Origin of the sequence: Ferrovibrio sp. (assembly GCF_046297595.1) — a bacterium.
Lineage (GTDB): Bacteria > Pseudomonadota > Alphaproteobacteria > Ferrovibrionales > Ferrovibrionaceae > Ferrovibrio.
Genome location: NZ_JBKBHT010000001.1, coordinates 748,474 through 770,685 on the forward strand (window position 1 = coordinate 748,474; position 22,212 = coordinate 770,685).

Below are 22,212 nucleotides of genomic sequence, written 5' to 3' on the forward strand. Positions count from 1 at the left end.
GACATCTTGCCTGCCCGATACTTCAGCCTGCTCAGTATTTGTGCGGACCGCCGAAATCTCGCGATCGCAGGCAATGCCTCGGGCAGCCGACTGACCAGAATGAGTAGACTCATTCGCCGCCGGCATACATCTCGTCGATCATCACCTTGTATTTTTCATTCACGAACTTGCGCTTCAGTTTCATGGTCGGCGTCAGTTCGTCGTCTTCGGCGGTCAGCTGCTGGTCGATCAGGCGGAACTTCTTGATCGTCTCGACCCGAGCGAAATTCTTGTTCACCCTCTCGATCTCCTGCCAGATCAGGTCCTGCACTTCCTTGGCCCGACACAGCGAGGCGAAGTTGGTGAACGGCACGTTCAGGTCCTGCGCGTATTTCACGACGTTGTCATGGTCGATCATGATCAGGCAGGTCAGATACTTCCGACGGTCGCCGATCACCACCGCGTCCGAGATATAGGGGCTGAATTTCAGCTGATTCTCGATCTCGGATGGGGTGATATTCTTGCCGCCCGCGGTGATGATGATGTCTTTCATCCGGTCGGTGATGCGGAACCAACCCTCATTATCGACAGTGCCGACATCGCCGGTATGCAGCCAGCCATCAACGATGGTCTCGGCCGTCTTGGCTGGGTTGTTGAGATAGCCCATGAAGACATGCGGGCCTTTGAGAAGTATCTCGCCCTCCGGGCTCAGCTTCACCTGAGTATTGGGCACGGCCTGACCAATGCTGCCCAGCTTCACGCGGTATTCCGGCGGCGAGGTGGCGAGGCCGACATTCTCGGTCTGGCCATAGACCTCGCGCATGTCTTTGCCCAATGCCAGATACCATTTGATCAGGTCGGGCGAGATCGGGGCGGCGCCGGTGACTAGCCATTTGCAACGGTCGATGCCGATGATGCGCTTGATATTGCGCAGCACCAGCTGGTCGGCGAACCAGAAGGCGATCTTCAGTCCCTGGCCAGGCTCCTGTCCTTCCAACCGGGCCTCGGCGACGCGATAGCCAATGCCGATCGCCAGCTTATATGCCAACTTGCCCAGGCCGGTGGCATCCTTCATGCGGATGGCGACGCCGGAATAGAATTTCTCCCACAGGCGCGGCACGGCGAAGAACACCGTCGGCTGCACTTCCTGCAGATTCTGCGGCACGGTTTCAGGACTCTCGGCGAAATTCACCGTCGAGCCGGAACGGATCGGCCACAACAAAGTGAAGCCGCGCTCGGCAATGTGACAGAGCGGCAGGAAGCTGAGCTGTTCGTCCTCTTCCATCTGCTCCAGCAAGCGGCCGGCATTCTCCATCTGGAACAGCAGGTTGCGATGGCTGATCATGGCGCCTTTGGGCGCGCCGGTGGTGCCGGAGGTATAGATCAGGATCCCCAGGTCGTCCGATTTGCCGAGCTTGAGCTGCTCTTCCCAGAAACCCGGATTGGCCTTCTCGAAATTGCTACCCTGGGCCAGCAGGTCGTCGAAGGACAGAACCATCGGATCCTGGAAATCCGACAGGCCTTCCATGTCGATCACGACGATCTTCTTCAGCGTCGGACAACGCTCGCGCACCTCGAGAATCTTGTCGAGTTGCTCTTCGTTTTCGGCGATGTAGACCACCGTGCGGCTGTCATTGACGATGTATTCCACCTGCTTGGCGGAATCGGTGGTGTAGATGCCATTGGTAACGCCGCCGATGCCCTGGGTGCCCAGATCGGCATAAAGCCATTGCGGATTGCCCTCCGAGATGATCGAAACCACCTCGCCGCGCTTCACGCCCAGCGCCGCTAGGCCAAGGCCGGCATGCTTCACGTTCTCGCCATATTGCCGCCAAGTGATCGAACCCCAGATGCCGAGGTTCTTCTCCCGCATCGCCACCTTGTCGCCACGCTCACCCACCTTACGCCAGAAATAACGTGGCAGCGTGTCGCGCTCCATGATCTCCAGGATGTCGGAGTCGACTTCGACGCCGGTCTTGCTGTCGATGGCCTTTTTGATCTGCGCTTTGTTTATCTGCGTCTGTGCCATGGCCGTCCTCCCGAGCCAGCGCCTACCCGTATTGCCGGGCTAGCGCCAGGTCTTGCGTTTCTTCCAGCGACGCTTGCCGCGCACGCCCTGTTCCTTCATGCCGAGATAGAATTCCTTGATGTCTTCCTTCTCGAGCAGTTTTTCGCAGGTATCGGCCATCACGATGCGGCCGACTTCCAGCACATAACCGTAATGCGCGGCATGCAGTGCCACGTTGGCATTCTGCTCGACCAGCAGAATGGTGGTCTTCTGCTCGGCATTGATGCGCACGATGATCTCGAAAATTTCCTTCACCAGCTTGGGCGACAGGCCGAGCGAGGGCTCGTCCAGCAACAGCAGCTTGGGCCGGCCCATCAGGGCGCGACCGATCGCCAGCATCTGCTGTTCGCCACCTGACATTGAGCCGGCTGGCTGGTTCTCGCGTTCCTTCAGGCGCGGGAAATAGCGGTAGACCATCTCCATGTCTTTGACGACGCCATCCGCATCCTTGCGGGTGAAGGCGCCCATCATCAGGTTCTCCTTCACCGTCAGGAACGGGAAGGTCTCGCGGCCCTCGGGCACATGGCCGATGCCGAGCCGCATCACCTTGTCGGGATCCATCTTCTGGATTTCCCGACCCTCGAAGATAACGCTGCCCTTCTGCGGATCCATCACACCGGAGATCGTCTTCAGGATCGTGGTCTTGCCGGCACCGTTGGCACCCAGCACGGTGACGATGGCGCCGCGCGGGACTTCCAGGCTGACGCCACGGATGGCCATGATCGGGCCGTAGAAGGTCTCGATATTGCTCAAGCGAAGAATGACATCGCCCTGGGTCTGCTCGGTCACGGGCTCAGCCTCCCAGATAGGCTTTGACGACTTCGGGATGGCTCTGGACTTCCTGCGGGGTACCAAGCGCCAGAACGCGGCCATAGTTAAGCGCCAGAACGCGATCCGACACTTCGTTCACCAGCCCCATGTCGTGTTCGACCATCAGCACGGTGATACCGAGGTCATTCTTGATATCCTGAATCCACCAGGCCATATCCTCGGTCTCTTCGGTATTGAGGCCCGAGGATGGTTCGTCCAGCAGCAACAGCTTGGGCTCACTGCACAGCGCGCGGGCCAGTTCCACCACTTTGCGCGCGCCATAGGGCAGGTTCACGATCATGGTATCGCGGTAATGCTGCAGATCGAGAAAATCGATCACATGCTCGACCTTCTCGCGGTGCGCCAACTCGCGCCGGCGCACGCCGGGCAGAAACAGCAGGTCGGCGAGCGGATTGCCGCCGCGATGGGCATGCCGTCCCAGCAGCAGATTCTGCAGCACCGTGGCATGCTCAAAGAGTTCGATATTCTGGAACGTGCGCGCGATGCCAAGCGCCGCGATCTCGTGCGGCGGCACCTCGGTGATGTCCTGGCCTTCGAAGCGCAGCCTGCCTTCGGTAGGATTATAGATACGGCTGATCAGGTTGAACACCGTGGTCTTGCCGGCGCCATTCGGGCCGATGATGGTGAAGACCTGGCCCTTCTCGATGGCGAAGCTGACGCCGTCGACCGCCTTGATGCCGCCGAAGTTGATGGCGATGTTGTCTGCCTGGAACAGCGTCACCGGAAGCGCTCCGACTTGGTGTAGGTCTTCTGCCGCTTGAACGTCGCTTTCTTGTAAAGCGGGAACAGCGAGAAATAGAGCTTGATCTTCAGCCAGCGGCCATAGATGCCAAGCGGCTCGAACAGGATAAAGAAGACCAGGATGATCCCGAACAGGCCCGGTTCCAGACCCGGCTGGCGAGCGACCTGCTCGGGCAGATAGTCGCGCAGGATGGCAATCAGCTGCGGCAGCGAGCCAACGAAAATCGCACCAAAGATGGCGCCGTGGATCGACCCCAGGCCGCCCACCACCACCATAAGCAATAACTGGATCGAGAGCAGAATATTGAAGGCATCAGGCGCCAGGTAGCCGATCTTGTGGGCGAACAGCGTACCGCCAAAGCCGGTGAAGCCGGCCGAAACGGCGAAGGCCAGGGTTTTATAGGCAGCAAGGTTGACACCCATCGACTGTGCGGCGATCTCGGAATCGCGGATGGCGATGAAGGCACGGCCGGTGGGCGAGCGCAGCAGGTTCAGTGCTGCCAGCACGGCCAGCACCAGAGCGCCGAAACACAAATAGTAGAAGAAGCGGTCGTCCGTAATGCTGTATCCGAATATCTCCGGCCGCTCGACCGGAAAGCCCTTGAAGCCGCCGGTCACCGATTCCCAGCGGATCAGGATCTGCTCAATGATAAAGGCAAAAGCCAGGGTGGCAATGGCAAGGTAGATACCGGTCAGGCGAAGGGCCGGGAATCCGATGATGGCTCCGATCAGCGCCGAGAGCACCGTTGCCGCGAAGACCGAGACTACGAAGGGCACACCTAGGCCAAGAAGCACGGCATGGGTGTAAGCACCGATGCCGAGGAAAGCGGCATGGCCGAGCGATACCTGTCCGGTATAGCCGGTCAGCAGCATCAGGCCGATGCCGACGATGGAAAGGATGAGTACGTAGGAAATCTCGCCGAGCCAGAAATCCTCCAGCACAAACGGCGCGCCCAGCAAAGCCAGCAGCAGCAGGCCGTACCAGAACCGGTCCACGCTATCGCGGAACAGGTTGATGTCCTGGTTGTAGTCGGTCTTGAAAAAGAAGCGCATCTTGTTGAGACCCCTACACCCGCTTGCGGCCGATATTGCCGAACAGGCCCTGCGGACGCAGGAACAGCACAGCCAGGATCACCACATAGGCGGCCACATCCTTGAAGCCTTCCGGCAGATAGACGCCGGAGAACTGCTCGATCACCCCGATCACCAAGCCACCAATCACGGCGCCCGGGATCGAACCGAAGCCGCCCAGGACGGCGGCGGCGAAGGCCTTCAGGCCCAGCAGGCCGATGGTGACGTCGATCAGCGACACCGGCGCCAGCAGGATACCGGCCACAGCCGCCACCGCGGCCGAGATCGCCCAGATCAGCGAGAAGACCATCTTCACCGGGATGCCCATGTAATAGGCCGCCAGCTGGTTCTGCGAGGCAGCTTGCATGGCCACACCTATGCGGGTGTAACGGAAGAAGGCGAACAGCACGCTGCAGAGAATGGCGGTGCCGGCCACAATGGAGACATTCACATCGGCGATCACGAAACTACCGATATTGCTGACGCCATCGGTGAACGGTGTGGCGAAGGCGCGCGTCTCGGTGCCCCAGATCATCGAGGCGGCGGCACGGAAGATGAAACCAAGGCCGATGGTGAGCATGACCACGGAGAATTGCGGCTGGCCGATCACCTGGCGCAGGATGATGGTATCGAGCAGGTAGCCAAATACCGCCATGAACAGCACGGCACCGAGGAAGGCGAGCCAGTAATTGAAGCCCATCATCTCGATCAAGGTGAAGGCCACAAAGGCTCCCAGCATCAGCAGATCGCCCTGGGCAAAATTCACCATTTCGGTGGCTTTGTAGATCAGTACGAAACCGAGCGCGATGAGGCCGTAAATACAGCCTGCCGCCAACCCGTTCAGCAGCAACTGGACTATCTCAGACAGCTTGCCGTCCTCCCAGATAGAATTTATTGCCGGCGATTCTTGGTGCCGCCCTGGCGTGGTGGCACATTAAGGAAGCTATGCGGGTACGGTCAATCGGATTCACGCTCGGCTGAATGCTAATCACTTGACGTAACGTCAATTTTTGCGAGGCTGCTGATATGTCAGTCCCCTTCGTCAAGACCCTGGATTTCAGTTACGGTGCCGTCGCGGAATTGAGCCCCCTGGTACGCCGGGTGGTGGCGCGAAACCCCTCCGCATTCACCTTCCACGGCACCGGTACTTACATAATTGGCCGGGGCAAGGTGGCGGTGATCGATCCCGGCCCGGCCGATCCGGCGCATATCGATGCCCTCACCCACGCCCTGCGTAACGAAAGCGTCAGTCATATCCTGATCACCCATACCCATCGCGACCATTCGCCCGGCACTGCCGAATTGCAGCGCCGCACCGGCGCGCCCAGTTTCGCCTTCGGCCCACATCCGCTGCCCAAAGGCGCGCTGACGGTGGAGGAAGGCGGCGACCATGATTTCCGTCCCGATGAGATCATGGCCGATGGCGATACGCTGGACGGTCATGGCTGGACGCTCTCGGCGCTGCACACACCTGGCCATATCTCGAACCATCTGTGTTTCAGCTTAAGCGAAGAACAGGCGCTGTTTTCAGGCGATCATGTGATGGGCTGGTCGACCACCGTGATTTCGCCGCCCGACGGCAACATGACGGATTATTATGCCTCGTTGCGCAAACTACTGCCGCGCGATGAACAACGCTATTACCCCACCCATGGCGCGCCAATCGACGAACGCAGCACCGGCGCCAACCCGCAGCATTTCGTGCAGGCCCTGTTGCAGCACCGCGCCGCACGCGAGGATCAGATCATGCATTGCCTGGCCGCCGGCCCGCAGACCATCCCGCAGATGGTGACGACGATGTATCACGATGTTCCATCGTATCTTCACCCTGCAGCGGCGCGTTCGGTGCTGGCGCACCTGATCCACATGACAGCAGAAGGGCGGGTCGTCAGCGACGGCCCGCCCGATGAAACGGCCGTATATCGGCTGGCGTAAACGTCAAGCGCCCGGCGTCGGCAGCTTGTGGTCCCTGAACTGCTCGCGCAGCTTGGTTTTCAGCAGCTTGCCCGTGGCGGTATGCGGCAACTCGGTGACGAACACGATGTCGTCGGGCAGCCACCACTTCGCTACCTTGCTTTCCAGGAAGGCCATCAGTTCTTCCTTGGTGGTTTCCTGACCGGCCTTCTTGATCACCAGCAGTAGCGGGCGCTCCTGCCATTTGGCATGGAATACACCGATCACGGCGGCTTCCTGCACGGCCGGATGGCCCACGGCGGCATTTTCCAGATCGATCGAGGAAATCCATTCGCCGCCTGACTTGATCACATCCTTGGCGCGGTCGGTGATCTGCATATAGCCGTCAGGGTCCAGTGTGGCGACATCGCCGGTGGTAAACCAGCCGTCCTTGTCGAGCACATTGCCGCCCTCGCCCTTGAAATAGCCAGCGGTAATCCAAGGGCCACGCACCTTCACGTTGCCGAAAGCCTTACCATCGCGCGGCAGTTCATTGCCGTCGTCATCGGTGATCTTGATCTCGACACCATAGACGGTGCGGCCCTGCTTGGACTGCACGTCGAGCCGCTGCTCCAGCGGCAGCGTTGCATGCTTCTTCAACAGGTTGCCCGTAGTGCCGAGCGGCGACATCTCGGTCATACCCCAGGCATGGATGACGAAGCAGTTGAACTGCTTGGCGAAGCGCTCGATCATCGCACGCGGCGCCGCCGAGCCACCAATCACGCAGCGTTCCAGCTTGATGTCGGTCTTCAGGTCAAGGCCCGGATTGGCATCCACATGCTGGAAGAAGGCAAGCCACACGGTGGGTACGCCGAGCGAGAAGTTGCATTTCTCGTCGCGCAGCAGATCGTAGACGCTCTTGCCGTCCAGCACCGGGCCGGGGAAAACCAGCTTCGCGCCGCTCATGCAGGCGCCATAGGGCACGCCCCAGGCATTGGCATGGAACAGCGGCACGATCACCAAAGCAGAGTCAGCCGAGCCGAGATTGAGGCCATCGCGCTGGCACACGGCATAGGAATGCAGCACGGTGGAACGATGCGAATACAGCACGCCCTTCGGGTTGCCGGTGGTGCCCGAGGTATAACAGAGCGAAGACGCCGTCTTCTCGTCGAATTGCGGCCAATCGTAATCGGCGCTTTCCTTGCCGATCAACTCCTCGTAGACAATCAGGTTCGGAATCTTGCAATCAGCCGGCACATGAGCCCGGTCGCTCATCAGCACGAAGCCCTTCACCGTCTTGAGTTGCGGCGCCAGCTTTTCCACCAGCGGCGCGAAGGTGAGATCGAAGAACAGATACTGGTCTTCGGCGTGATTGACGATGTAGTCGATCTGCTCGGGGAACAAGCGCGGGTTGACCGTATGCAGCACCGCACCCATGCCCGAGACGCCATAATACAGCTCGAAATGGCGATAGGTGTTCCAAGCCAGCGTGCCGATGCGGTCGCCCATCTTGACGCCCAGCCGGGTCAGCGCATTCGCCAGCTGCTTGGAGCGGCTGCTCAGGTCGCGGTAGGTGTACCGGTGGATCGGGCCTTCGACGCTGCGGGTCACAATCTCGGTATTGCCGTGATACAGCGCGGCAAACTCGATCAGCGACGAAATCAGCAACGGACGGTCCTGGATAAGGCCCTGCATGCGCTTCCTCCCATTCACAAAAGCGGCGCGGTTATTTAAGGCGGGCGCAGTCTAGGAGCGCGGAAAGCCGGCTGCAAGCCGGTGCGGCATGACGGCGCGCACACTTCCCCTGCGACACCCCACCACGGCAACCTGCAGTAAGGCTTCAGCGGCCCTTGAACACCGGCTTGCGCTTGGCGAGAAAGGCATCGCGCCCCTCGGCGAAATCCTCGCTGTTGAACAGCAGGGCCTGGTTGTCGGCTTCCAGCGCCAGCAGAGCTTCCAGCGGTTGCGGCCCGCGGGCCAGCGCCGCCTTGGTGAACGTGATCGGCAGCGGTGCCTGGGCCGCAAAGCGCGCGGCCAGCGCCAGCGCCGCATCCAGCGCCTTGCCGGGTTTCGCCACCTGGTCCGCCAGACCGATACGCACGGCCGTTTCGCCGTCGACTTCCTCGGCCAGCATCAGCAGGCGCCTGACCCAGCCGGCATCGACCCGCTGCGGCACGGTCCACAGCGCGGCCATGTCGGGCATCAGACCGACCTTGCCGAACGAACAGCAGAATTTTGCGTCGCTGGCTGCCACAATCTGGTCGCAGAGCAGCGCCAGTGACATGCCGGCACCGTATGCGTACCCTTCCACCGCGGCGATCACCGGCTTCGGCCCCGCCACCAACAGACGCACCAGGCGGTGCAGGTTGGCCAGCCGCTGCCTGCCGGCAACGCCGCCGGCAGTCTGCATCGAGGAAATGTCGCCGCCGGCGCAAAAGGCCCCGCCGCTGCCGGTCAGCACGATAGCGCGCACCGCATCCTCGGCCATGGCGTTTTCCACCGCGGCCAGCAATTCCGCCCGCAATGGCAGCGACAAGGCATTGCGCTTGGATGGATAGTTCAAGCGAATGACGCGGATCGCCCCCTCCGAATCAGCCGGAGTTTCGCTCAATATCAGGGGTTCACTTGTCGCCATACCCGTTCCTCGTGATGAAAAGCCGCAAAAATACGCAGTTTCTGCACTTATTTTGCCCATGCGAAATAAAATTTCCCAAAGGCGCTTGCCCAGATTTTGGTCACCCTGATTACTTCCGAGCACGACTGTAACCAAAGAGCCACAGTCGGATTTGACAATTGTCATTTTAGCCCAGAAGCATTTGTTGCACAGGAACTTGTCTGCTTATTGTCGTCCGGGTTTCGACATTTTTGGATATTCGGAGGGAAGTTCCCATGAAAAAGTTTGCCCTGCTTGCCGCTCTGGCCCTGACGGCCGCCGCAGCCCCGGCTATGGCCGAGGATCGCCTGAGCCTGAGCCTGACCCCGGCCTTGGTTTCGGAATATTATTTCCGCGGCATCAGCCAGACCGACGGCCATCCGGCCTTCCAGCTCGGCGGTGAAGGCGCTTTCCAGATCAACGAGACTTTCGCCGGCTACCTCGGCTTCTGGGGCAGCAACGTCGACTTCAACAACAGTGTCAGCACTGAAATTGACCTGGTGGGCGGTTTCCGCGCTACCTTCGACAAGCTGAGCCTGGACCTCGGCCTGATCCGCTATAATTACTTGGATCAGCCCAGCACGGCCAACACCTACAATTTCACCGAAGGCAAGCTGACCGCGGCCTATGACTTCGGCTTCATCATCCCGAGCGCCGGCATCTACTACAGCCCGCAATTCCAGTTGAAGTCCGGCGACGCGACCTATTTGACCGCCGGTGTCACCGTGCCGCTGCCGGTCACCGAGTTCGAGCCGAAGATCGTGGCCAATATCGGTCAGCAGTCGATCGACAAGCCGCAGAACTTCTTTGGCGCTGGCAACACCGACGACAAGTACCTCGACTGGAATGTCGGCCTGTTCGCCTCCTACTGGGGCTTCACCGCCGGTGTGCAGTATGTTGACAGCGACCTGAAGAAGACCCATTGCGCGGGCGGTTCCAACTGCGGCCCGGCGGCGGTCCTTTCGCTCAGCTACGCCTACTCGTTCTGATCCGATCCTATCGGACGGCATCAAAGCCGCCGCCATCTTCGGATGGCGGCGGTTTTTTTATGACGCGATGCCGCTGATGCCGGCGATACCAGCGATGGTCACCGCCTTGAGACGGCGCGAGGTCGCTGCGTTCACCCCCCCCAAGGCATAGACCCGCAGGCCCTTGCGCCGCGCCTTATGCGCCAAGGCGCTGAAGCGCACCACCCCCAGTCCCTCGGCCTCGGGATGACTGGCCGTGCCAAAGACCGGGGAGATCAGCACGGCATCGACCTTCGCCCGCACCGCCCGCGCCACCGCGCCGGCATCATGGGCAGCCGCAGTCACCAAACCGAACCGCCGCCGAAGTCCACCAGCCAAAGGCAGCAATCCCTGCGGCAGATGCACACCTGCCGCACCCACCGCCCGGGCCAGCCGCGCATCGCCGGCCACCAGAAGGATCAGGCCGCGCTGCCGGCACAAATCGGCCAAGGCGCGCGCCAGCGCCAGACGCCGCGCGTGGGGCCATTCGTAATGCCGCAGAATCACCACGCTGCCCCGCGGCAAGCGGCGCAGCGCCGGCAATGGATCGGGTTGCCGCCGGGCATCGGTGAGCAGGATCAATCCCGGCCGCGATCCGGATCGGCTGCGGGGCTTTCGTCCGATCGGCCGGGTTGCTAGCGTGCGGCGATGTCGATTCATTGCCGCAGCCTGCCATGACCGTATCCCTACCGGAAGCCTCTCTCGCCCAGCGCCTTGCCGCAGTGCGCGGCCAGATCGCAGATGCCGCAGCCGAAGCCGGCCGCAATCCGGCCAGCGTGACCCTGATTGCCGTGGCCAAAACCTTCCCGGCCGAAGCCGTGGCCGAGGCCCTGGCGGCCGGCCAGCGGCATTTCGGCGAGAACCGCGTGCAGGAAGGCACGGCGAAATACCCGGCCCTGCGCGAGACGCATCCCGACCTGGTACTGCATCTGATCGGTCCGCTGCAGACCAACAAGGTGAAGCAGGCGGTCGCCCATTTCGACGTGATTCATACGCTGGACCGCGACAGCCTGGCGAAGGAACTGGCGAAAGAGTTTGAGAAAAGCGGCCGCCGCCTACCCTGTTTCGTGCAGGTGAATACCGGCGAGGAGCCGCAGAAGGCCGGCTGTACGCCACAGGAGGCCGATGCCTTCATTGTCGCCTGCCGCGCGCTCGACCTGCCGGTGATCGGCCTGATGTGTATTCCACCGGCCGAGGAAGAGCCCGCGCCGCATTTCGCCCTGCTCAACAAGATCGCGAAACGCAACGGGCTGGATCAACTCAGCATGGGCATGAGCGGCGATTTCGACACGGCGGTGATGCTGGGCGCCACGCATGTGCGCGTCGGCAGCGCGATTTTCGGCGGGCGGAGCTACGGCCCTACCGCCTGACTAAGGGGTTCAATTCTTTTTTGTCGTGCCGCCCGAGGCGAGCGTCACGCTGTCGCCGGCTATGACGAACGTTACCGAGCCATCACTGGTCTTGTAGCTCCACTGTTCCAGCGGGCCGAGTTTCTGGATTTCGCTCGGTCGACCAAGGGCCTTTTCCAGTTCAGCCTTCGTACCGGCTTTCTCAGCCTTGCGGAGAGCCTCGTCGGTCGAAGGCGGGCCGCAGGCAATCAGGGCCAGCGGCAGGATCAGGGCAAAAACAAAGCGGAACGGGCGGGCCATGGCAGGCTCCCTGTTACGGAGAGGCATTGCCAGTAAAGCGCCCCGCCCGACCCGCGTAAAGCGGCGAATCGTACTTGGCGGACTCAGAACTGCAGCGGGGTGGCCTGCCGCACGCCGGGAATTTCCTTCACCTTGGCGGCGACATCAGTCGGGATCGGACCATCGACCTCGACCAAGCAGATCGCTTCCTGGCCGCGCGCGGCACGACCGAGGTGGAAGGTGGCGATGTTGATGCCGGCATCGCCCAGTACCGTGCCCAGCCGGCCGATGAAGCCCGGCTTGTCCTCATTGGTAACGTAGAGCATGTTCGGCCCGAGCTCGGCGTCGATGTCGATACCCTTGATCTCCACCACGCGCGGCCGCTTGTCGGCAAACAGCGTGCCCGACAGATGCCTCACCTTGTCGGCGTGGATCGTGACCCGCATCAGCGTGTGGTAGTCGCCCTCGCGGTCATGCTTCACCTCGGAAACTTCGATATTGCGCTCCTTGGCCACCAGCGGGGCATTGACCATGTTGACGCTGTCGAGCTGGCGGCGCAGCAGGCCTTCCAGCACGATGGCCGTCAGCGGCCGCGTGTTCAGCGTCGCCACATGGCCTTCATACTCGATCATCACCTTGGTCAGGTTAGCTTCGGCCAGCTGACCAACAAAGCTGCCAAGCTGCTCAGCCAGCTTCATGTAGGGTTTCAGCTTCGGCGCATCTTCGGCCGAGACCGAAGGCATGTTCAGCGCGTTGGTGACTGCGCCAGAGATCAGATAATCGGAAATCTGCTCGGCCACCTGCAGGGCGACATTCTCCTGTGCCTCATTGGTCGAGGCGCCCAGATGCGGCGTGGCGATGAAGCGCTCGTGGCCGAACAGCACGTTCTCCTTGGCTGGCTCAGTGACGAACACGTCGAAGGCGGCACCCGCCACATGGCCGCTGTCCAACGCCGCCTTCAGATCGGCCTCGTTGACCAAGCCACCGCGCGCGCAGTTGACGATGCGCACGCCCTTCTTGCACTTGGCCAGCGCCTTGGCATCCAGGATATTCTTGGTCTGCTCGGTCAGCGGGGTATGCAGGCTGATGAAATCGGCGCGAGCCAGCAGCTCATCCAGCTCGACCTTTTCGATGCCTAGAGCGGTGGCGCGCTCGGGCGTCAGGAACGGGTCGTAACCCACCACGCGCATCTTCAGACCCTGCGCCCGGTCGGCGACGATGGAGCCGATATTGCCGCAACCGATCAGGCCCAGCGTCTTGCCGTACAGCTCGACGCCCATGAAGCGGTTCTTTTCCCACTTGCCGGCCTGGGTAGAGCGGTCCGCCTGCGGAATTTCGCGGGCCAGCGCCATCATCATGGCCACGGCATGCTCGGCGGTGGTGATCGAATTGCCGAACGGCGTGTTCATCACGCAGACGCCGCGCGCAGTGGCAGCCGGAATATCAACGTTGTCGACGCCGATGCCGGCACGACCGACAACCTTCAGGTTTTTCGCCGCTTCTAGCACCTTGGCGGTGACCTTGGTGGCCGAGCGGATCGCGAGGCCATCATACTCGCCGATGATGGCGAGCAGTTCCTCGGGCTTCAGGCCCGTCTTGATATCGACCTGCACACCGCGCGACTTGAAGATGTCGACGGCGGCGGGGCTCAGTTCGTCGGAAATCAGAACCTTTACCATGGGATAGTCCTCGAATTTCGGATGGAAGAAAAACGGGCGCCGCAAAGGCGACGCCCGCTCAAAGCGTGATCAGGCGGCTGCGGCCGGCTTGTAGGTAGCCTTCACCTCGGCGAAGGCCCAGTCCAGCCAGGGGCAAAGCGCAGCCACATCGGCGGTTTCCACCGTGGCGCCGCCCCAGATGCGCAGGCCTGGAGGCGCGTCGCGATAGGCGCCGATATCCAGCGCCACACCCTCTTTCTCCAGCAGGCTGGCGATCTGTTTGGCCGCCGCCTCCTGGTCTTTCGGACCCAGGGCGGTGAACCACGGATCGACCACCTTGAGGCAGATCGAGGTGTTAGACCGCACCGCCGGATCGGCGGCCAGGAAACCGACCCAGTCGGTCTTGGCAGCCCAGTCGGCAATGACTTTCAGGTTGGCTTCCGAACGGGCGATCATGCCCTTCAGGCCGCCGACGCTCTCGCCCCATTTCAGGGCGTCGATGATATCCTCGACGCAGAGCATGGACGGCGTGTTGATCGTCTCGCCCTTGAAGATGCCTTCGATCAGCTTGCCGTCTTTCGCCATACGGAAAATCTTGGGCAACGGCCAGGCCGGGGTATAGGTCTCCAGGCGCTGCACCGCGCGCGGACTCAGCACGATCATGCCGTGGGCCGCCTCGCCGCCGGTCGCCTTCTGCCACGACCATGTGGTGACATCCAGCTTGGACCAGGGCAGGTCCATGGCGAACACCGCCGAAGTGGCGTCGCAGATCGACAGGCCTTCGCGGTTATCCGCGATCCAATCGCCGTTTGGCACCTTCACGCCCGAGGTCGTGCCGTTCCAGGTGAAGACAACGTCGCGGGTCCAATCCACCTGTTTTAGGTCGGGAATCTCGCCATAGCCGGCCTTGAGCGTACGGACATCCTTGAGCTTGAGTTCCTTGGAGATGTCGGAACCCCAGCCGGAGCCGAAGCTTTCCCAGGCCAGTACATCGACGCCGCGCGGGCCAAGCAGCGACCACAGCGCCATCTCGACGGCGCCGGTATCGGAGGCCGGCACAATGCCGATCCGATAATCGGCCGGAATGCCCAGAATCTTGCGATGCAGCTCGATCGCCTCGACCAGACGGGCCTTGCCCTCTTTCGAGCGATGCGAACGGCCGACCAGGGCGTTTTTCAGGATTTCAGGGGTCCAGCCGGGGCGCTTGGCGCAGGGGCCGGAAGAGAAATGCGCACGGACCGGTCTTGCGGTTGGGCGCGCGGCAGGCTTGGTCATCGTCTATCCTTCCAGATAGTAAGCGCCCCGTTGGGGGGGCGTGTCCCGCCGCCCTTCTACTCGGACTCAGGGCAGGGGCGCAATGGCCATTTCGCCGCAGTCACCGGAATTTCATGCCCATGATTGTCCGGACACAACTGCTGGCCCGTCAAATCAGCATGTTGGAGGCCCTGTCCGCCCCCCTCGGCGTGCCCATTCATGTTTTTTGCCGTAAGCTGTCGGTAAGCTGCCCGGCTGAGACTTCCTGGCTCACCACAAACTGTCGGTACCGCGTCCCGCCTGCCATCATGCGCCTGCTTTTGATCGAAGACGAAACCAGCCTGCTTGATCTGATCCAGCGCAGCCTGGCCCGGACGGGTTTCACCGTGGATGCCGTCGGCACCGTGGAATTGGCCCGAACGGCGCTGGCTACGTCGCGGTACGATGCCATCGTGCTGGATCTTGGCTTGCCGGATGAAGACGGCCTCGTCATCCTGCGGGAAATGCGGACCCGGCGCGATACCACGCCGGTGCTGATTCTCACAGCGCGGGACGAAGTGGAAGACCGTGTCACTGGTCTAAATAGCGGTGCCGACGATTATCTGCTCAAGCCGTTTGCCATGCCGGAATTGATCGCTCGCCTGAAAGCGCTTCTACGCCGGCCAAGCGGGGCGCTGGGTGTGGTGCTGGAAACCGGCAACATCCGCTTCGATACTGCCGGGCGTGAAGTGACGGTGGCTGGCAAACCGCTCGCCCTCACCGCACGCGAAATGACGTTACTGGAAAATCTCCTGCGACGCAGTGGCCGCGTGGTGCCCAAACGGCATCTGGAGGAACGCGTCTATGGCTTTGACGACGACGTGACGCCGAACTCGCTTGAAGTTCTGCTGCATCGCCTGCGCCGCAAGCTGGCAGGCGGCGGGTTCTCGGGCGAGATTCATACTGTTCGCGGTGTCGGCTACATGCTGGCGGACAGCACGACATGACAGATACCCCGCAGAACACAGGCTGGTCCCTGCAGGCGCGGCTGGCCTGGCGGCTGGGCGCAGTGCTGCTGGGATCAATGCTATTGGTCGCTCTGGTCATCAGCCAGTATGCGTGGTTTGCCCTCGACAATCTGGACGATGCCGGTCTGCAGGTTCAGGCCAGCCAGATCGCGCGCCACGCACAATTCCGCGATGGCCGGCTGGTCATTGATCTGCCAGCGTCCTTGCAGCAGGCGTATCGCGAATCCGGCGATGGCTACATGTATGCCGTTCTGGATGCACAGGGTGGAATTGTTGCAGCCTCCAGCGACAAGGCGCGGCGAAGTGTTTCGGATATCCCCCCTGCCATACGAATGACGGGGGGCACCGTTTTCCGGCTGCTGGACGCCGATGGCAAGGAGTCTCCCTATCACGCCTTGCTCGACGATGCCGATCTGCCCACCGGTTATCGCATCTTTGTCGCTCAGGGTCGCATTCACCCCGATGTATTCGTCGACACGCTGCTGAGCGAATTCGCCAGCCGCATCGGCTGGACCCTGCCCGTCGTTCTGGCGGCGGCACTGTTCATAGCCATCTGGACCATCCGCACCAGCTTGGGACCCATCCGGGAATTATCGCTGCGTGCCCGGCAGATCGGCCCGGAGACACGCAACCTGCGTCTGCCCACGCACGGTGTGCCGGAGGAAATCCTGCCCCTGCCGGTGGCGATCAACAGCGCGCTCGACCGTCTGGAACAGGGCTTCGAGATACAGCGCCGCTTCACCGCCAATGCGGCCCATGAACTGCGCACGCCCTTGGCCGTTCTGACTGCACGCCTGGCGGAACTGCCCGACGACGCCAATACCCGTCGTCTGGCCGAGGATATCGGCCGCATGAACCGGCTGGTGAATCAGTTGCTGCAGGTCTCGCGGCTGGAAGGCGCGATGCTCAAAATCGAACCCACAGATCTGAACTGGATCGCCGAGACCGTGGTGGGTTTCCTGGCGCCGCCAACCATCGGCGCTGGCAAATCCGTGGCGCTGACTGCCAGTTCCAGTCCGGTGCTGGTGAATGCCTCGCCCGATGCACTGGAAAATGCCTTGCGCAATCTGGTTGAAAACGCCATAGCCCATACCGCTCCAGGCACCGAAGTGATGGTGATCGTATTGCCTGACGGCAGTATCGCAGTGCGCGACCATGGACCAGGCGTACCGGTTGAGCAGCGCAAACATATATTCGAACGCTTCTGGCGCGGCCGCGACCGACAGCATCCCGGCGCCGGCCTGGGGCTGGCTATCGTATCCGAAACCATGCGCAGCCATGGCGGGCAGGTTTCGGTGAGCGACGCACCCGGCGGAGGCGCCGAATTCATCCTGCGGCTTCCCTTGCAGGTTCAGCCGGGCACCCATTAGCCAATCACATTGTTTGTCCCGAGCGTAAGCTTGCTGTAAGTCGACCCCGCTACGGAAGCGGGCATGATTTCACGCATCCCGCCCCGCCTTCGTTTCTGGCTGATTTGCCTGGTTGTCTTTCTGGGTTTGGCCGCTATTGTGCGTCTGGTTTTGACCATCTGGGTCGCACTCGATACCCCAGCCGACATTGCACCATTCATCGCCGCCTGGCTGATCGGCCTCGCCGACGACGTCGCCACGGCAATCCTGCTGGGACTGCCTTTCCTCGCCGGCCTGTATTTGCTGCGCCGGCCCTTCGGCTGGCGGACCGGACAGGTTGCCGCCCATCTCCTGCTGATCCTTCTGCTCGGCGTAGCGGTGTTCAGCGCTGTGGCCGAATTGTTTTTCTGGCAGGAATTCAACAGCCGCTTCAATGGTATCGCGGTCTACTACCTGATCTTCCCCAAAGAGGTGATCGGTAATATCCGCGAGTCCTTCGATCTGCGATATTACCTGCCGCCGATCGGGCTGGTCGTGCTGCTGATCTACTGGTTGCTGCGCCGGCCATTGCAGGCCGCGCTGAAGGCACCGCCAATGGCAGGCGAATGGCGGCGCGCGCTGGCCACTGGCGTACTCGCCGCCACGCTCGCCCTGCCCTTCGTCCTGCGCGGCCCCTACGAACCCGCCCTGCATCGCACGATCAACGAACTGGCGGTGAATGGCCTGCATAGCCTGTTCAACGCATATTTCACCAATGACAGCAAATATGATGGCGTCTATGCCGGCATCCCGGAAGACCAAGCCATTCCGCTGCTGCGCGCCATGGTGCGGCAGGACAACACCACCGATCTGGCAGCCCCCGGCGAGCGCAGCTTGTGGCGGCATGTCGATAACGGGCCTGCGCCGGCAAAAAAACTAAACGTTGTTCTGATCCTCGAGGAATCCTACGGCTCGGTCTATTTCGAGGATGTCTTCACCGAGAAGCAAAAGGATTACTGGCAGACGATGTCCCCAAACTGGCATCGTCTGGCGGAAGACGGCCTGCTATTCACCAACATCTATGCCACCGGCGACCGCACAGTGCGCGCGCTGGAGGCGATCTTCACATCCTTCCCGCCAATCCCTGGGATCTCGACGGCGCGGCGCGCTGGTTCGGAAGGCATGAATTCGCTGCCCTTCCTGCTGAAGAAATTCGGCTACCAGACGGCATTCCTCTATGGCGGCCCAACTGCCTTCGACAATATGGGCCATTTCTGGAAAACCATCGGCTTCGACCATGTCTGGGGCGAGGGAGACATCGCCGATCGCAGTTTCAAGACCATTTGGGGCGTGGCCGATGAATACCTGTTCAAGGAAGCGCTGAACCGGATCGACACGCTCGCCGCTGGCCCCGAGCCATTTTTCTTCTCGGCGCTCACCGTCACCAATCACCGGCCCTTCCTTTATCCGGAAGGACGGATACCTTTCAAACCGGCCCCCAATAAACGCGACCACGCCGCCGCCTATGCCGACTGGGCCTTGGGCCAGTTCATTGATGCGGCCCGCCGGAAACCATGGTTCGACGACACCATCTTCGTGATGATCGGGGATCATGGCCCGAAAGTGTGGGGTGCTGCGCAGATTCCGGTGCAGGCCTTCCGCGTGCCCCTCCTGTTTCTGGCGCCGAAACATATTGCCGCCGAACGCCGCGCCACCCTGGGTTCCAGCATGGATGTCGGACCAACCCTGCTTGGTCTGCTCGGACTGTCATACGATAGCCCGTTCTTCGGCGTCGATCTGCGCCGCGTGCCCGAAGGCGGTGGTCGGATCGCCATGGCCCATAATTTTGATGTTGCAGTAGGCGATGGTCGCCATGCCGTGATTCTGACCCCGAAGAGCGATCTACTGGGCTATGGCATGAAGATCGGCCCTTACCAGCTTGAAGCCCTGTCCGAAAAACAGCTTCCGGACACGATCCGCCAGCAGGCCGTGGCCCTGACGCAGTCGGCACATCACATGTTCTACGCCCGCCAGTATCACGAGCTTTCGCAGCCTTGAACCCGCAGGATCAAACCTGCCTGCCCTCCTGCTCGGCCAACTCCATCAGCTTCGGCGCCCGTTCCGACACTTCGCGCAGGATCGTTTCGGCCACCACTAGGCGCTTGCGGGCATCATCATCGAGCACACCCTCGATATGCTCGCGGTCGATCCGCTCGACGGTTTCGCGCAATTCCCAGATCGTGGCGAGAAACACCTTCTGCGTACCGATAGGCAGCACCTCGGTCTCCTCCAGCGCCGGAAAGACCCGCAGCACCACATCGATCTTCATGCGCAGCAGGTCGACGATGAGCTGGCTGTGATAGTCCCGCAGCTTGACCAGGGCATCGGGCTCGGCGTGTTCCATACGGTCTTCGATCAGCACCAGCACGCCTTCGATCTCGGTCAGAGAGTCGCGATAATCATAATAAGGTTCATAGGTGGCGTGGCCGATTCGTGCGATGGCCTCTTCGGCCATCTTCCGTGCCCGCTTGGTCTGACGCTTCAAAGCGTCGAGCAGGGTCTCGATTTCGTCGGTCTTGTAGCGCTTGCCGGCAATCTTGGTCATGTTCGATCACTTGGATCCAGGACTGGAGACATATTACCCGGTCCGCGCGCCAAAAAAACGGCTGGCGTTTCCGTAAATGGTAGAACGGCAGCGCCCGCTATGCCCTTATCCGCCCAAAAGCACCACCAGCCCAAGCATCGCGAAGGCCAGAGCGGCGATGAAGCGGATCGGTTTCAGCGGCAGATGGGCCACCACCCGGTTGCCCAGCACCACCACGGGCGCATTGGCCAGCAGCAGGCCAAGCGTACTGGCCGCCGTGATCAGAAACACCGAATCGAAACGGGCGGCGAGCGCCGTGGTGGCAAGCTGGGTTTTGTCGCCGATCTCAGCCAGGAAGAAAGCGACCAGCGTGGTAACGAACACGCCGTTGCGCGTTTTCGGCGCATCATCCTCGTCCAGCTTGTCGGGGATCAGTGTCCACGCCGCCATGGCAAGGAACGAAGCCGCCAATGCCCAGCGCAGCACCTTAGGCTCGACCAGCCCCTCGACCCACACGCCCAAAGCCGCCGCCAACAGATGGTTGGCCACGGTGGCGCAGAGTATGGCACCCAGGATCGGCAGCGGTTGGCGGAAGCGAGCTGCCAGCAGCAGGCTCAGGAGCTGCGTCTTGTCGCCGATCTCGGCAATAGCGACAAGACCAGTGGTGGTGAGGAAGGGCGACAGGAAATCAGGGTTCAACATGGGGGCGGCTCGCAACGGACCGGGCGGCGGACAGGGCCATAGGCTGCGTTTCCCGCCGCCCGGTCCGGGCTTCGGAAAAGCAAGCCTAAGGTCTCGCCAGGTTGGTCCGGAGCAGGTGCCCGAACCGGCCGGTCAGCGCCAAGCCGTCGGGGCTGGTCTCCCGGCGGCTAGTCTGTTGACGCTGCCCCCGCTCTGGCGGCCGCGATGGCGGCCGGGCGGGCGGCTACTCCCCAAAGGGTGCGCCGCCTGTTTAGCCCGGATTGGCCTGCCGGACAAGCCGGCATTCTGCCGCTCCGGCCTGACGAATAGGTTCCCCTAGTCATGAATTGATTGGAGATTTATCACAAGTTTGACACAGCGCCTGTCTTAGTCTGCCTCTGCCCTCCTGGTCCGCTCCCACGGTCCGCTCCCGCCAAATTCTGGAAAGCTGGCATGATCATCACGCAAACCCTCCGTCGGGCATTTCTGCTGTCTGCAATGGTTTTGACGCTCACGGCCTGCGAAACCCGCTCGATATCAGACTCAGGCTACCGCGCCGACAACGGCCGTGCATCCAATCCATTCTATCGAGGCGAGTTATCTGCCCACGACATTCTCGGAATTGATCCCGAGCGCCAGATCTCGGAAGAAGATATCCGTAAGGCACTGGCAACCAAGCAACGACTGTCGGTGCGTAAAGGATCGGCCGTGATGCTGGTGCAATCGGGTACGCCTTTCCCTGACCATGACATGGTTGCTGCGATGGAGCGCTACTACACGGTTGCGGTCTTTTCCGGCGTGCCACTGCCGAATGCACGCTCGGCCGCAGCAAATTCCGAGGCCGCGAGTTATGCCCAGATTTTCCGCCTTGCAGCAGCGAAGGGTGGCTATGAGACCATCATGGTTTATTGGGGAATGTTGGAATCCGCCACCGAGGGATCCGGCGGCAAAGCACTATCCTGGCTACCGATCATCGGCGGTTCGATCCCGGATCAGTCGCAGTTGATGCGGATCCGATTGATGGTCGCGGTCATCGACGTGGCCAGTGGTCAATGGGAGACCTTCACACCCGAACCCTTCGTAGACTCAAGCAGTAGCGCTGAACGGCGGCGCGCCATTTCCGATCAGGAACAGGTCGCCATGCTGAAAGGCAAGGCCTATAAGGCCGCGGCGGATACCCTAGTGCAGCGGTATAGCCGCTGAGACTGTACTGGCAGGATTGATCCAGCGCAGGGAAATCATCGGCTGCGCGTGGATAATGATGCCCACAGCCTGGAGCCTCAGCCATGTCGACCCGATACCCAATCGCCCTGATCCTGCTGCACTGGCTGATCTTCCCGCTTATGCTGAGCGCCTTCATCCTCGGCGAGGTGATGGAAGATTTGCCGCGTGGTGACATCCGGATCAGCGAGATGGGCTGGCATATCCTGGCCGGCCTGGCCATGGCCGCCCTGCTGCTGCCGCGCATCGCCATCCGGCTGCGCGGCGTGCCACCGCTGCCGGCTGCAACACCTGTGCTGGAACTATGGCTGGCCCGGCTGGCGCATCTGGGCCTGTATGCTGTGATGCTGGTTCTCCCCATCACCGGCCTCGCCTCCATCCTTGCTGGCAAACGAACGGTTTCGGTATTGGGCCTGTTCGACCTGCCGAGCCTGACTTCGCTGCCCTGGCTGCACGAGGCAGCCGAGGCAATCCACGAAGGCGCGGCCAAGGTGTTCCTGCTGTTGCTGGCCCTGCATGTCGCAGCCGCATTCTGGCATGCCCTGATCCGGCGCGACGGCGTTTTCCGGCGCATCCTGCCCTGACAGTTCGAACCCGGGCCGCCCGCC

General features: G+C 61.6%; 21 protein-coding genes. 8 read left to right on the plus strand and 13 right to left on the minus strand.

Going from position 1 to position 22,212, the window contains the following annotated elements:
• Positions 1–109: 109 nt before the first annotated feature.
• The 5 genes from ACK4FJ_RS03775 to ACK4FJ_RS03795 are packed head-to-tail and all read right to left on the minus strand — an operon-like array spanning position 110 to position 5,540.
• On the minus strand, positions 110–2,008 hold the full coding sequence (locus ACK4FJ_RS03775) for an AMP-dependent synthetase/ligase (RefSeq protein ID WP_409764242.1): 1,899 nt from the start codon (positions 2,006–2,008) through the stop codon (positions 110–112).
• Positions 2,009–2,047: 39 nt separating this feature from the next.
• Positions 2,048–2,836 carry an ABC transporter ATP-binding protein gene (locus ACK4FJ_RS03780; protein ID WP_409764245.1) on the minus strand — a complete coding sequence of 263 codons (789 nt, stop codon included), beginning with the start codon at positions 2,834–2,836 and terminating at the stop codon, positions 2,048–2,050.
• A gap of 4 nt (positions 2,837–2,840) precedes the next feature.
• Positions 2,841–3,599, minus strand: a complete 759-nt coding sequence (locus tag ACK4FJ_RS03785; protein WP_409764248.1) for an ABC transporter ATP-binding protein — start codon at positions 3,597–3,599, stop codon at positions 2,841–2,843.
• The gene (locus ACK4FJ_RS03790; RefSeq protein WP_409764251.1) at positions 3,596–4,672 is read right to left on the minus strand and encodes a branched-chain amino acid ABC transporter permease; all 1,077 of its coding nucleotides are present in this window, start codon (positions 4,670–4,672) and stop codon (positions 3,596–3,598) included. The genes ACK4FJ_RS03785 and ACK4FJ_RS03790 overlap by 4 nt, the downstream gene beginning before the upstream one ends.
• Before the next feature lie 13 nt (positions 4,673–4,685).
• Positions 4,686–5,540, minus strand: coding sequence for a branched-chain amino acid ABC transporter permease (locus ACK4FJ_RS03795; RefSeq protein ID WP_409764254.1), 855 nt, complete (start codon positions 5,538–5,540; stop codon positions 4,686–4,688).
• Positions 5,541–5,716: 176 nt separating this feature from the next.
• On the opposite strand from ACK4FJ_RS03795, the gene ACK4FJ_RS03800 reads away from it, so the two are divergent.
• Positions 5,717–6,625, plus strand: coding sequence for an MBL fold metallo-hydrolase (locus ACK4FJ_RS03800; RefSeq protein WP_409764257.1), 909 nt, complete (start codon positions 5,717–5,719; stop codon positions 6,623–6,625).
• 3 nt (positions 6,626–6,628) lie between these two features.
• On the opposite strand, the gene ACK4FJ_RS03805 is transcribed toward ACK4FJ_RS03800, so the two are convergent.
• Both ACK4FJ_RS03805 and ACK4FJ_RS03810 read right to left on the minus strand, forming a co-directional pair.
• The gene (locus ACK4FJ_RS03805) at positions 6,629–8,278 is read right to left on the minus strand and encodes a 3-(methylthio)propionyl-CoA ligase (RefSeq protein WP_409764260.1); all 1,650 of its coding nucleotides are present in this window, start codon (positions 8,276–8,278) and stop codon (positions 6,629–6,631) included.
• 145 nt (positions 8,279–8,423) lie between these two features.
• Complete coding sequence (locus ACK4FJ_RS03810; protein ID WP_409764263.1) at positions 8,424–9,218, minus strand: enoyl-CoA hydratase/isomerase family protein; 795 nt, start codon at positions 9,216–9,218, stop codon at positions 8,424–8,426.
• Between the two features lie 254 nt (positions 9,219–9,472).
• Here ACK4FJ_RS03810 and ACK4FJ_RS03815 point away from each other — a divergent pair, with 254 nt between their 5' ends.
• Positions 9,473–10,225, plus strand: coding sequence for a TorF family putative porin (locus ACK4FJ_RS03815; protein WP_409764266.1), 753 nt, complete (start codon positions 9,473–9,475; stop codon positions 10,223–10,225).
• Positions 10,226–10,282: 57 nt separating this feature from the next.
• Here the strand turns inward: ACK4FJ_RS03815 and ACK4FJ_RS03820 are convergent, their stop codons facing one another.
• Complete coding sequence (locus ACK4FJ_RS03820) at positions 10,283–10,825, minus strand: thiamine phosphate synthase (RefSeq protein WP_409764268.1); 543 nt, start codon at positions 10,823–10,825, stop codon at positions 10,283–10,285.
• A gap of 92 nt (positions 10,826–10,917) precedes the next feature.
• Here ACK4FJ_RS03820 and ACK4FJ_RS03825 point away from each other — a divergent pair, with 92 nt between their 5' ends.
• Positions 10,918–11,613, plus strand: a complete 696-nt coding sequence (locus ACK4FJ_RS03825; RefSeq protein WP_409764271.1) for a YggS family pyridoxal phosphate-dependent enzyme — start codon at positions 10,918–10,920, stop codon at positions 11,611–11,613.
• 9 nt (positions 11,614–11,622) lie between these two features.
• Here the strand turns inward: ACK4FJ_RS03825 and ACK4FJ_RS03830 are convergent, their stop codons facing one another.
• The 3 genes from ACK4FJ_RS03830 to ACK4FJ_RS03840 form a co-directional block, all read right to left on the minus strand.
• Positions 11,623–11,892 (minus strand): hypothetical protein, encoded by a 270-nt coding sequence (locus tag ACK4FJ_RS03830; protein ID WP_409764274.1) that lies wholly within the window; start codon positions 11,890–11,892, stop codon positions 11,623–11,625.
• 83 nt (positions 11,893–11,975) lie between these two features.
• On the minus strand, positions 11,976–13,550 hold the full coding sequence (gene serA / locus ACK4FJ_RS03835) for a phosphoglycerate dehydrogenase (protein WP_409764277.1): 1,575 nt from the start codon (positions 13,548–13,550) through the stop codon (positions 11,976–11,978).
• A gap of 69 nt (positions 13,551–13,619) precedes the next feature.
• Positions 13,620–14,804: a phosphoserine transaminase gene (locus tag ACK4FJ_RS03840; RefSeq protein WP_409764280.1), complete on the minus strand. Its 1,185-nt coding sequence runs from the start codon at positions 14,802–14,804 to the stop codon at positions 13,620–13,622.
• 113 nt (positions 14,805–14,917) lie between these two features.
• On the opposite strand from ACK4FJ_RS03840, the gene ACK4FJ_RS03845 reads away from it, so the two are divergent.
• The 3 genes from ACK4FJ_RS03845 to ACK4FJ_RS03855 all read left to right on the plus strand — a co-directional run bounded on the left by ACK4FJ_RS03845 (position 14,918) and on the right by ACK4FJ_RS03855 (position 19,176).
• Positions 14,918–15,769, plus strand: coding sequence for a response regulator (locus ACK4FJ_RS03845; RefSeq protein ID WP_409764283.1), 852 nt, complete (start codon positions 14,918–14,920; stop codon positions 15,767–15,769).
• Positions 15,766–17,160 carry an ATP-binding protein gene (locus tag ACK4FJ_RS03850; protein WP_409764286.1) on the plus strand — a complete coding sequence of 465 codons (1,395 nt, stop codon included), beginning with the start codon at positions 15,766–15,768 and terminating at the stop codon, positions 17,158–17,160. Before ACK4FJ_RS03845 ends, ACK4FJ_RS03850 begins: the two co-directional genes overlap by 4 nt.
• A 63-nt stretch (positions 17,161–17,223) precedes the next feature.
• Complete coding sequence (locus tag ACK4FJ_RS03855) at positions 17,224–19,176, plus strand: LTA synthase family protein (protein ID WP_409764289.1); 1,953 nt, start codon at positions 17,224–17,226, stop codon at positions 19,174–19,176.
• Between the two features lie 10 nt (positions 19,177–19,186).
• Here the strand turns inward: ACK4FJ_RS03855 and ACK4FJ_RS03860 are convergent, their stop codons facing one another.
• On the minus strand, positions 19,187–19,723 hold the full coding sequence (locus tag ACK4FJ_RS03860) for a hypothetical protein (RefSeq protein WP_409764292.1): 537 nt from the start codon (positions 19,721–19,723) through the stop codon (positions 19,187–19,189).
• A 105-nt stretch (positions 19,724–19,828) separates the two neighbouring features.
• Positions 19,829–20,404, minus strand: a complete 576-nt coding sequence (locus ACK4FJ_RS03865) for a TMEM165/GDT1 family protein (protein WP_409764295.1) — start codon at positions 20,402–20,404, stop codon at positions 19,829–19,831.
• Positions 20,405–20,836: 432 nt separating this feature from the next.
• Between ACK4FJ_RS03865 and ACK4FJ_RS03870 the strand changes: the two genes are divergently transcribed.
• Together ACK4FJ_RS03870 and ACK4FJ_RS03875 are read left to right on the plus strand one after the other, a co-directional pair.
• Positions 20,837–21,586: a hypothetical protein gene (locus ACK4FJ_RS03870; protein ID WP_409764298.1), complete on the plus strand. Its 750-nt coding sequence runs from the start codon at positions 20,837–20,839 to the stop codon at positions 21,584–21,586.
• An 83-nt stretch (positions 21,587–21,669) separates the two neighbouring features.
• A complete protein-coding gene (locus tag ACK4FJ_RS03875) occupies positions 21,670–22,188 on the plus strand; it encodes a cytochrome b (protein WP_409764301.1) in 519 nt (172 codons plus the stop codon).
• The last annotated feature ends 24 nt before the right edge of the window (positions 22,189–22,212 follow it).

What these genes read in the sequence shown, in the direction of transcription:
- ACK4FJ_RS03860 (WP_409764292.1), bottom strand. Translation starts at nt 19,723, where the DNA reads ATGACCAAGATTGCCGGCAAGCGCTACAAGACCGACGAAATCGAGACC.
- ACK4FJ_RS03815 (WP_409764266.1), top strand. Translation starts at nt 9,473, where the DNA reads ATGAAAAAGTTTGCCCTGCTTGCCGCTCTGGCCCTGACGGCCGCCGCA.
- ACK4FJ_RS03845 (WP_409764283.1), top strand. Translation starts at nt 14,918, where the DNA reads ATGCCCATGATTGTCCGGACACAACTGCTGGCCCGTCAAATCAGCATG.
- ACK4FJ_RS03810 (WP_409764263.1), bottom strand. Translation starts at nt 9,218, where the DNA reads ATGGCGACAAGTGAACCCCTGATATTGAGCGAAACTCCGGCTGATTCG.
- serA (WP_409764277.1), bottom strand. Translation starts at nt 13,550, where the DNA reads ATGGTAAAGGTTCTGATTTCCGACGAACTGAGCCCCGCCGCCGTCGAC.
- ACK4FJ_RS03775 (WP_409764242.1), bottom strand. Translation starts at nt 2,008, where the DNA reads ATGGCACAGACGCAGATAAACAAAGCGCAGATCAAAAAGGCCATCGAC.
- ACK4FJ_RS03790 (WP_409764251.1), bottom strand. Translation starts at nt 4,672, where the DNA reads ATGCGCTTCTTTTTCAAGACCGACTACAACCAGGACATCAACCTGTTC.
- ACK4FJ_RS03855 (WP_409764289.1), top strand. Translation starts at nt 17,224, where the DNA reads ATGATTTCACGCATCCCGCCCCGCCTTCGTTTCTGGCTGATTTGCCTG.
- ACK4FJ_RS03875 (WP_409764301.1), top strand. Translation starts at nt 21,670, where the DNA reads ATGTCGACCCGATACCCAATCGCCCTGATCCTGCTGCACTGGCTGATC.
- ACK4FJ_RS03870 (WP_409764298.1), top strand. Translation starts at nt 20,837, where the DNA reads ATGATCATCACGCAAACCCTCCGTCGGGCATTTCTGCTGTCTGCAATG.
- ACK4FJ_RS03865 (WP_409764295.1), bottom strand. Translation starts at nt 20,404, where the DNA reads ATGTTGAACCCTGATTTCCTGTCGCCCTTCCTCACCACCACTGGTCTT.
- ACK4FJ_RS03840 (WP_409764280.1), bottom strand. Translation starts at nt 14,804, where the DNA reads ATGACCAAGCCTGCCGCGCGCCCAACCGCAAGACCGGTCCGTGCGCAT.
- ACK4FJ_RS03800 (WP_409764257.1), top strand. Translation starts at nt 5,717, where the DNA reads ATGTCAGTCCCCTTCGTCAAGACCCTGGATTTCAGTTACGGTGCCGTC.
- ACK4FJ_RS03830 (WP_409764274.1), bottom strand. Translation starts at nt 11,892, where the DNA reads ATGGCCCGCCCGTTCCGCTTTGTTTTTGCCCTGATCCTGCCGCTGGCC.
- ACK4FJ_RS03805 (WP_409764260.1), bottom strand. Translation starts at nt 8,278, where the DNA reads ATGCAGGGCCTTATCCAGGACCGTCCGTTGCTGATTTCGTCGCTGATC.
- ACK4FJ_RS03850 (WP_409764286.1), top strand. Translation starts at nt 15,766, where the DNA reads ATGACAGATACCCCGCAGAACACAGGCTGGTCCCTGCAGGCGCGGCTG.
- ACK4FJ_RS03825 (WP_409764271.1), top strand. Translation starts at nt 10,918, where the DNA reads ATGACCGTATCCCTACCGGAAGCCTCTCTCGCCCAGCGCCTTGCCGCA.